Source organism: Bacillus sp. 2205SS5-2 (assembly GCF_037024155.1).
Classification (GTDB): domain Bacteria; phylum Bacillota; class Bacilli; order Bacillales; family Bacillaceae_K; genus Bacillus_CI.
Map to the genome: position 1 here is coordinate 1 of NZ_JAYKTS010000060.1, position 9420 is coordinate 9420.

Here is a 9420-nt window from a genome sequence, read left to right on the forward strand (position 1 = left end):
TCGCATTCAAATAAAAAGAATGAGTAACAGTGCGGAGCCATACTTCGCTCACAACTGAACTCATTCCCTTGTCCGGTTTTTAGGTTTTGAGAAAAAGAGAGTTGGATTTTCTCTATATAATCACTGTAAATGACGAGGAGCCATAAAATTTATCCATATTTTTATTAACTCCTTTATATTAAAATTCACATGGGTTATTTGCGTTACTTTTGAAAACACTCCTTCAATAATATTTAATTATTTCAATTATTCTCTATTTAGACAACAACGATTTTTAAATAAATTGAGTTTATAAGGGCTATGGGCACGGTTCTCCCGATATGATTGGTTGACATACCCATTAAATGCTAGCTTAAAGTGGTTTAAATAAGAAGCAATGACGACTATTCTGCTTTAATCCCATCACAATGTCTCACTTCTTTACAACGGCTTACCTGTATGGATCTAGATTTCTACTCATGAACATTGCCTACCATAATGATTCTTCTGTAATTAGATTTTCTCTTTTTCATCTACTATCGTATTGGCTAAGCGTAAGGTTTTGTTTTGGAGATGATTGCTCCTTTTCTTATAGAAAACTGTTATTGTCGATCCTTCTAACAGCGTATGTTTTCACTGAACTACGAACCTATTAGGACCAATAATGATAGAGCCACCACAAATTCAGCTTGTGTGGTAGCTTCTTCAATGAGTTGGTAGGGACAAGCTTTCGCCATATTCCTTCTTCCTGAAAAAGAGCCAGAGGAACTGTCCCCCTGGCTCACCCTTACTCCTTCTCATGTTCAAAAGCTACTTCAAATTTAGACAAGCTCGAACCTAGCATAATCTTTTCTTGGTTTTCTTCCCCTTGCCTTTTCGTATGAGCACTTTTGAACGAATTACTAGTCGTCCAAGCTTCAAATGATTCTTCGTTTTCCCATGTTGTGCATACCTTTAACTCATCATACTCTTCGATCTCTTTTGTAATGAGGATTTGCATACGGAGGAAGCCTGGTGTTTTATGTATTGCTTTTGGCTGTTGAAATCGTTTCGCCACCTCATGCACATGTCCTTTTTTAATGCGAATGCTATTGGTCACCATAATCATTTTTTCATTTCCCCTTTCAATTGTCCTTGTATATACTGTACCACCTCACTAGTTTTCCCACCACCCAAGATGTCCCGAAGGAGAATAGTTATTGAATATACTCCCCGCTATCAATCTATTTCTAAACGAATAACGGAGTTGTCTTTTCGTCTGACTTAGAAGTTTCGCCACTCTCTACATTATAGATTTTTTGAGAGAGATATATTATTCCCGATTTTCATTTCATCGTTTGTGTAAGAATTTTATTTCTTAAAAATCATACTTTTCAAGAAATTTATTTTTAGTATATCTTTATTATTATTTTTATCTGCTCGATAACTATCCTTAGATGAAGACTCATACGTACATAAATATTGCTGTGGATTTAGTAAATAATACTTCACATCTCCATTTTGATGCATTTCTAAATTTTCTAATTGAACTCCTGCGAAATTTGGTAAAGTATCAATAATTCCAAACTCAACTGAGAGTCCCTCTTTTGTGAACTCATGTTCATGCAAATCAATTAGGCTATATTCCATAGAACTCATAATTTTCATAATTTCTATCCAGTTATATATAGATAATTCAGGCGGCACTTCCCACCCTCTTTTATCACCAGGTACATGAACATCTAAGTCTTGAGCGTCCCAATTCTTTCCTGTAATGACTTCTAAACCCACCGAACCCATTAACAAAGGTATTATTTCAATATCATTTAGTTTTTTCGCAATTTTAATAAACTCATCAAACTTACTATTATCCATGCGCCCCTCCACTTTTTGTTCTAAATTACACTATAATTATGTTCAAGCATTCTGCCCTCTAGAATAAGTACAGCATTTCACAACCTAATACATATTTTAGACAAAATAGATTCTGCACCTTGCAAGATAACTAATCTTGCTATATTTTCCACTTATTTTACCAACCATTTCATGTAAATTATTAGTTAACATGTAGATGAAAATGTAGACATGCTTGAGCTAGTGTTTGTTAACACATGGAATTACATTTCACTATACAAATTAAGTGTTAATTTAAGGGAAAAACGTTATATTAACAAAAAATGACCATCAAAATAGTGTGCAATTTGATGGTCATTTGCTATTACATTAGTAATGTTTCCAATAGTTAAATGAACTCGATAAACTGTTTCCTCAATCATTTTTCTATCTAGAATTATCCCTCAGTCTTAAATGTTTTTGATAACAGCCATTTCTTTTCCGAATCGATCCCCATTATCAACAAAACCCAAACTTGAATATAAAAGATGAGCAGCCTTATTCTCGGGGTTATAGCCTACAACAATTTTTTTAGCATCCAGTAAGGTAGCCATCTCTAAAATCATTAACTTTGTTGCTTCTTTTCCGATACCCTTACCTTGAAAATTCTTATCAATCATTATTCGATACACCCAATAGCCATCGAGCTCTTCTTTTACAGAATTATACATCAAAAAACCTACTACTTTCCCATCAAAATAGATGGCATTGGCTTTTAAGGCTGGCTCAAACTTTGATTGAGCTATAGAAATTGCATTTGGTTCAATATAATTTTTTTGTTCCTCAGAAACTTCTAATTTACAACATTCATACCAGTTTTCTGAATTCAATTTTTCAAGATTCACCTTAACATTTTTCATAAATATTCCCCTTTCGATTTTGGGGAAACGCAAAACATTTTGGTTAATTAGGCGTTATCCCCTTGTGATGATATATGAAAGAAACAGTTGAGTTTGTCATATTGAACGCCTCCTAAATTAATATCGCCTAAAATATAAAGTGAATTTTTAGACTTTATTATTATATCATATTTTTCAGTTTACTCTATCTTTTCAATATTATTTCAAAAACTTAAACTATCACCTATGCGGTTTTATAGGGACAGAGGGACAGGTTTCTTTCGATTCCCATTTTTTAAAAAAGGCTGTGTTCGCAAAGATTGTGGCTTTTCGAATTAGCCCTCAATTCGTGATGAAGAATGACTTCGGGCATCTTTTCGCATCATTTTTAACCCGAAATGAGGAAAGAAAAGAGTGTTTCCATCCTTTTTTGTATGCTACAGCAACAAAGTATGCGAAAAGAGCCTTTAAAAAAGAAACTTCAGGTCACATTGACGCTCCGAAAAATATTGTTTCACGATAGCTGTAGTATGGGATAGCTGTTGGAATTAGCTTAAGAAGAAGTGATGCAACTGTTAGATTGTTGTGCTTTTTTCTTTTGGTTTTTTATCATTTTGGCATTTTCATAAGGATGAAACTTACCTACAATAACCGATGTACGCTCTTCTTTTATACTGGTACTGACATCTTCTGCTATTTCCTTGTTAGTTAATCACCTTGAACGTTTATCCTCTTCAATAAAACCCAAATAAATGCTTCTATGCTTACATTTTCTAGAAATGATTGGAACATCGTCTTTAAAATTTCTTCTGCTGCCTTTGATTTGAAACAACTTCTAATCACTGATCAGTTCAGACACTATTATGTATACAGTTTCGAATGAGGTTAGAGATGGCGTCCAGCTAACAACTCTTGAAATAGGACCAAAATTCTCAATTGCATTTCTATCAATTTTCTCAAACAAGAAAAGATTAACATAATCTATTATTAAGCTATTAATGAACTCTGGGTTCGCTGACTCTTTTACCAAATCAAGGTGCTTATTTTTGCTTTTTCCAATTACAGAGACTTTATTTCCTAAACCTACAAACCAAGGTGAAACATCCTTCAACATACCTGTACCACCTATTATCAAAACGTATTTTCGGGTCATCTTTATCACTCCGACGACTAAGATCCAATCTTTTTATTTAGTGACTTCGGAAAATGTTTGAACTAAAATACAACTTCTGATTTAGTGTAGGATTAATGAAGATTCTGTTCAACGCAATAAAGTATTTTGGTTTAAGTAATTCTATTTTATAAGCTTTCTGGCAAAATAAATCGGAATATGGTTTTCCATAAAACCGCTAACAACTTAATAAAAGCTCACTCAAATTATTGCGATTGACTCAATTTTCAGTAATTGATTATCTCGAAATCAAATCTTCCATAATGCCAACCCGTTAGTTTATGAACTGGAATCCATAATCTAATACATATTTTAACATATATATCTCCTTAGCAACGGAACTTCCATTATGATTCACGAACACCCCCTACCATAATAAATCATCTGTAATCGCTTTTTATCTATTAATATCAGCTATCTTGCTAGCTAAGCAGATGGTTTTGTATCGAGGACAATAGCTCCATCACTTTTTAAGGGTTATTTGGCCGATACATCTAATGGTCTTTATTTTCACTGAAATATGAACCTATTAGAAACAGTTTTATATGAACCTTCACAAATAAGGCTTGAGTGGAAGCTTTTTCAATGCGGTAGCATGAACATACTAAACGTTTCCATATTTACCCAATAAAAAAACAGGGAAGCGTCCCCTGAAAATTTCTAGTTTTAAATGTAGTTTTTCTTCAATTACTAAAGTAGGAAAATAACTACCATATTCGTTAGTTTCGGATTATTTACGATACATGCTAACTGTTCCAATATTTTCATATGTAACAGTTAAGGTTTCCCAACCTTTATGAAATAATAATTCATCAGAGAGCTGACTGCATCGTGTTATCGCTATATCCTCAGGAGTAAACATATCGCTAGAAGCTAGAGTAATAGTTGCTTTTATTTCTCCAGCATCAATTGAAAAATTCACTAAAGTGTCTTCCGCTCCAATAGAATTAAATTCTAGAATTTCTTTCACTACTGCTTCAGTCAATGGTTGAGATGTTTCTTCTTTTATTTTTTTCAGCTCTAAAATTGTAGCTTCCTCGACGATAACATCATGCTTTTCTTGCGGCTCATTATTTTCTTCTACAATATTTTCTTCAGACTCAGTGTTTAATGTAGCATCCACTTCCTCCTCTACTTTTTCATTTGTTGATTGATTCTTATCCAGTGTCTCATTGTTACAAGCAGCTAATAATAATGCTACTATCAAGATAAAAAGTAGTTTTTTCATGTTGCTTCCCTCCCTCCGCATATTATACAGAGAAGGAGAAAACTCTCAACGTTTTATTGTATTCTATTGGCCATAAGAAAAAGCACCCCGTAGGATGACAACACTATTCTTCTCTACCTGATAATTTTAATAATCTTTGGTACACTTCTTTGTTTTGTGGCATTTTAGGGTACTCAATTACTTTTTCCATTTACTGAGCCTGCAAATCAATATTATTTAATAAAATGAGTATCCCTTTTGCTCAGAATTTTGTAAGGATGTACAAATATTTGTACAGATTGCTAACGAAAGCAATACCCTGAATAGTACTTGAAGAATTTAAGTAAGAACAAGTTTATTTAATAGCTTTAATAGAAAGTTTTTCATCTTATCAAACTTGTAGTGCATCTCTTTTTCTCCATGTGTCCATAAAGGTGGTACAGATAAAAATACTCTTATCAAGCCACAATTGAAATCGTAATAGAAATCCCATATCGGAACCACTTTTTTACAGAAATGGTACATGACTCATATTGGATTTGCTTTGTTCAATAAGAGGATACAATTTCGGTTATTTCTATTATTTACTTCAGGAAGTGATCAGTTATTTTGATAGATACTCCTGACAATGTTCAGCTCGATTGCCTAGACTCATGTAGGATAGATTTGAGTTACTTGAGAGAAAGGAAAGGCGCCAGAGGGACTGTCCCCCTGGCGCCCTTTTCACTGTTTCATTATTTCTAATAATCCTTCATCATCCATATTTCGAATGGTTACAATCTTGCCATCGTCATTGAGATTAATTCTTGCAGAAATTGTAGCAGTGTTTTTTTCACCATCTTTTCTGTATTCCACTTTGACTTTATATTCATATGCATTATCTTGAACCTTTTGTATATCAATATTGGTTGGTTGCAATTGATACCCATTTCCATATGCAAATCTTTGAAATAACAAAATGTGATTAGAATTAATCATATCTTCCCAATTCATAACTAAAGGCTTATAGTTTTCTTTTACATATTTTTCTAATTCAGGTGAGGATGCACCATCTTGATCTAGAGCATACTTTAGTTCATCATTAGGTCCTGTGAATTCTTTCTCCAAAAAAATTTGGATGACTTTCACATTCTCATCAATTTCCTTTGGAGAACTACAACCTACAAACACTACAAAAACTGACGATAAAACTAATATTTTCTTGATTAAACCAATGATATTTTTCATAATCCAACCTCCCCTAGTTAAACAACCTTTACGTACAATATGGGTAAAGGTTTCAATTTTCTGAGCCATAGGAAAGGTTCTTCCGGTATGTTATTGCTTATTATTTGGGAGAAATACTTTTTATGGCTAGTTTACCGAGGATGGGCAAAGAGGCTGCGTCCACTTAGTTTATTTCCGCTGTCATCCAGGCATAGCGGATGGTTTTGTTTTGAAAGACGTTAGCTCCATTTTTTTAAAGGGTAATTTGATCGTTCTTCTAATGGAGTATGTTTTCACTGAACTGCGAACCTATTAGGACCAATATTGATAGAGCCAACACAAATTCAGCTTGTGTGATAGCATAAAAGAGCCAGAGGGACTGTCCCCCTGGCTCACCCCTGGCTCACTACCTATTTAAAATCTCATCTATCAAATGCAATTCCTGTGGAGTAAACTCTAGGTTCTTTAATGTTGCTACATTCTCTTCCAATTGACTCACCTTGCTTGCGCCGATTAAACAAGAGGTGACCCTTTTCCCACGTAGAACCCACGCTATTGCCATTTGTGCAAGAGATTGATTTCGTTCTTTGGCTACTTCGTTTAGTTTCTGAGCTTTTTCGATCACTTCCGCCGTGATATCGCCACGATTTAAAAAGCTATTCGCCTTAGAAGCACGTGAATCTGTAGGAACTCCATGTAAATACCGATTAGTTAGTACGCCTTGGGCAAGTGGTACAAACGCAATACTTCCGGCTCCTTCTTCCTGTAGTAAGGTGGTTAATCCATCCTCTACCCAGCGATTCAACATAGAATAGGCAGGCTGATGAATCAGAACTGGCGTGCCTAATTCTCTTAGAATTTGAATGGCTTCTTTGGTTTCTTCCACTCCATAATTGGAAATTCCTACGTACAACGCTTTTCCTTGTTTCACAAGATGATCAAGGGCCATCATCGTTTCTTCCATCGGCGTGTCTGGATCTGGTCTATGATGATAAAAAATATCAACATAATCTAATCCCATTCTCGATAAGCTTTGATCAAGGCTAGAGATTAAATATTTCCTTGACCCCCCATCACCATAGGGTCCTGACCACATTCCATAACCAGCCTTCGTTGAAATAATCAGTTCATCACGATAGCCCGCAAAATCTTTTTGAAGGATTTTTCCGAAGTTTTCTTCTGCCGAACCAGGTGGTGGTCCATAATTATTGGCAAGATCGAAATGAGTAATTCCTAAGTCGAATGCTTTTCGAACTAGTGAACGTCCATTTTCAAATGCATCTTCTCCACCAAAATTATGCCACAATCCAAGCGAAATTGCCGGCAATTTAAGACCGGATTTCCCACAACGATTGTAGATCATCGATTCATACCTTTGTTCATCTGGTACATAACTCATATTTATTCCTCCTCAATATTGTATATATTCTCACCAAGCTAACGGATCTCTTGCCAATTCTTGCTCCCAGACTTGCTCAAGCAGCTTAATATCTTTCGAAGACATAGAAACATTACTTGCTGATATATTCTCCTTTAATTGTTTCACATTTCTTGCTCCTGGAATGACAGTTGAGATAGCTGGATTTGAAAGTATAAATCCTAATGCTACCTGTACAAGAGAGGTATGTTCGCCTGCTAAATGGGCTATTTTCGGTAGCAAGGATGCCCGTCTCTCAATTTGTTCTTTTGACCAGCGACTTCGGATGCCTTCAAAGTGGCTGTTTTCATCATATTTGCCTGACAGCCACCCGGAATCTAAAGGTACTTTGGCGATAAGACCAACCTCTTTCTCTTTTGCGAGTGCAAAAGCTCGAGCAGGTTCCTGATGAAAGATATTATACATAACTTCAATAACTTGACTTTTTGTCGTATTCACTAGCTGAATGAGGTCACGGCTTGAATCCACTGAAGCTCCGTAGGCACGGATTTTCCCTTCATCTTTTAATCTTTCTAACTCCTCGAATTGAGGGCTGTTCTCATTGATACACTCAAAAGGCGGATTATGTAAAAGTAGCACGTCAACATATTCCATCTGAAGACGATGCAGACTCCCTTCAAGTGACGAGCGAATTAGTTTTTCATCAAAATTTTGAAGATTATTGACGTGATGACCAAATTTTGTACTAATCACAACTTGCTCTCTTTTCCCAACTAAAGCTTTCCCTAAAAATTCTTCACTTTTACCCAATCCATAATTTGGGGCAGTGTCAAAGAAACCACACCCAAAGAACAAGGCTTCATGGACTAACGCGACCGCCTCTTGATCCGACATTTGCCCCCAGTCCTTTTGATTTCCGAGTTGCCATGCACCAAATCCAATTTCCGAAACACGAATACCTGTATTCCCTAACGCTCTATTGTTCATGGTACCTCACTTCTTTCTATCGGTTCATTTTCCATGTATCTCATTTTCCCCGCATGCACCAATTCAACAACCATTTACAAATATCGAATCACGAATGACAAGAAGAATCAATTTTGATGAGATTATTTGGCTTTTGCAATTCGTAATATTTTCTGAATGAATGCCTATGTAGTATAGATTATTATTCATAGCATAACGAGCAGAGGAAAGTGAGATCTATTGTGGAAAGCGCTTCCCTATCTATTATAGATGAAAAACGTTGATCGAATCTATTAAAAGCAAGAATAATCCTCAATTCCCACATGCACCTATTCACAATTTATTTACAAATTTTGAATCATGAATGAAATGTAGAACCCATTTTCCATGAGAGCTTTTGACTATTACGAGTTGTTATGCTTTACTATTCTAACTATTTTCTGAATGAATAAGTTGTAAAGATTATTTTCAACAGAATAGCGATATCCTAAAAGTGAGATAAGTAAAGATTATGGCTTTTCGATTAAGAATGAATCCCTTGACTTGTATGACCTCGTGCTCTTTTCCTAGTGAAAGATTCTTCATTTCCAGATAAAAAAATAAGAAATCAATCAAAATACTTACTGCCTGTTTTTTCTTTGTGATAATTGCAACAATCTTTACGAAACCCCATGTCCTGTCAGACACCGCAATGAATGAAAATGGGGTCTAGCGGTTTAATGATGCATTAAACTGTTCATCCTGTTAATGCAGGTCTGAGGTCGCCTCTTTTTTGGTGGATAAAACCCCGTTTACGAAACCG

8 protein-coding genes are annotated in these 9420 nt (G+C 35.3%); all 8 read right to left on the reverse strand.

All coding sequences use genetic code 11. The features are described from left to right. Window positions 1-766 precede the first annotated feature (766 nt). The 8 genes from U8D43_RS20660 to U8D43_RS20695 all read right to left on the reverse strand — a co-directional run bounded on the left by U8D43_RS20660 (window position 767) and on the right by U8D43_RS20695 (window position 8639). Window positions 767-1087, reverse strand: a complete 321-nt coding sequence (locus tag U8D43_RS20660) for an antibiotic biosynthesis monooxygenase (RefSeq protein ID WP_335873037.1) — start codon at window positions 1085-1087, stop codon at window positions 767-769. A 242-nt stretch (window positions 1088-1329) separates the two neighbouring features. Further along, entirely contained in the window at window positions 1330-1833 is a 504-nt protein-coding gene (locus U8D43_RS20665) for a phosphoribosylanthranilate isomerase (RefSeq protein WP_335873038.1), read from the reverse strand. 428 nt (window positions 1834-2261) lie between these two features. After that, window positions 2262-2711 carry a GNAT family N-acetyltransferase gene (locus U8D43_RS20670; RefSeq protein ID WP_335873039.1) on the reverse strand — a complete coding sequence of 150 codons (450 nt, stop codon included), beginning with the start codon at window positions 2709-2711 and terminating at the stop codon, window positions 2262-2264. 814 nt (window positions 2712-3525) lie between these two features. Beyond that, window positions 3526-3804 (reverse strand): Rossmann-fold NAD(P)-binding domain-containing protein, encoded by a 279-nt coding sequence (locus tag U8D43_RS20675; protein WP_335873040.1) that lies wholly within the window; start codon window positions 3802-3804, stop codon window positions 3526-3528. Between the two features lie 787 nt (window positions 3805-4591). Next, window positions 4592-5089: a hypothetical protein gene (locus tag U8D43_RS20680; RefSeq protein WP_335873041.1), complete on the reverse strand. Its 498-nt coding sequence runs from the start codon at window positions 5087-5089 to the stop codon at window positions 4592-4594. Between the two features lie 702 nt (window positions 5090-5791). Continuing rightward, window positions 5792-6295: a hypothetical protein gene (locus tag U8D43_RS20685; protein WP_335873042.1), complete on the reverse strand. Its 504-nt coding sequence runs from the start codon at window positions 6293-6295 to the stop codon at window positions 5792-5794. 385 nt (window positions 6296-6680) lie between these two features. Beyond that, the gene (gene mgrA / locus U8D43_RS20690) at window positions 6681-7673 is read right to left on the reverse strand and encodes an L-glyceraldehyde 3-phosphate reductase (protein ID WP_335873043.1); all 993 of its coding nucleotides are present in this window, start codon (window positions 7671-7673) and stop codon (window positions 6681-6683) included. A 30-nt stretch (window positions 7674-7703) separates the two neighbouring features. Beyond that, entirely contained in the window at window positions 7704-8639 is a 936-nt protein-coding gene (locus U8D43_RS20695) for an aldo/keto reductase (RefSeq protein ID WP_335873044.1), read from the reverse strand. Between the last annotated feature and the right edge of the window lie 781 nt (window positions 8640-9420).

Coding starts and splice junctions, on each gene's coding strand:
- U8D43_RS20660 (WP_335873037.1), bottom strand. CDS start 1,087: ATGATTATGGTGACCAATAGCATTCGCATTAAAAAAGGACATGTGCAT.
- U8D43_RS20665 (WP_335873038.1), bottom strand. CDS start 1,833: ATGGATAATAGTAAGTTTGATGAGTTTATTAAAATTGCGAAAAAACTA.
- U8D43_RS20670 (WP_335873039.1), bottom strand. CDS start 2,711: ATGAAAAATGTTAAGGTGAATCTTGAAAAATTGAATTCAGAAAACTGG.
- U8D43_RS20675 (WP_335873040.1), bottom strand. CDS start 3,804: ATGTTGAAGGATGTTTCACCTTGGTTTGTAGGTTTAGGAAATAAAGTC.
- U8D43_RS20680 (WP_335873041.1), bottom strand. CDS start 5,089: ATGAAAAAACTACTTTTTATCTTGATAGTAGCATTATTATTAGCTGCT.
- U8D43_RS20685 (WP_335873042.1), bottom strand. CDS start 6,295: ATGAAAAATATCATTGGTTTAATCAAGAAAATATTAGTTTTATCGTCA.
- mgrA (WP_335873043.1), bottom strand. CDS start 7,673: ATGAGTTATGTACCAGATGAACAAAGGTATGAATCGATGATCTACAAT.
- U8D43_RS20695 (WP_335873044.1), bottom strand. CDS start 8,639: ATGAACAATAGAGCGTTAGGGAATACAGGTATTCGTGTTTCGGAAATT.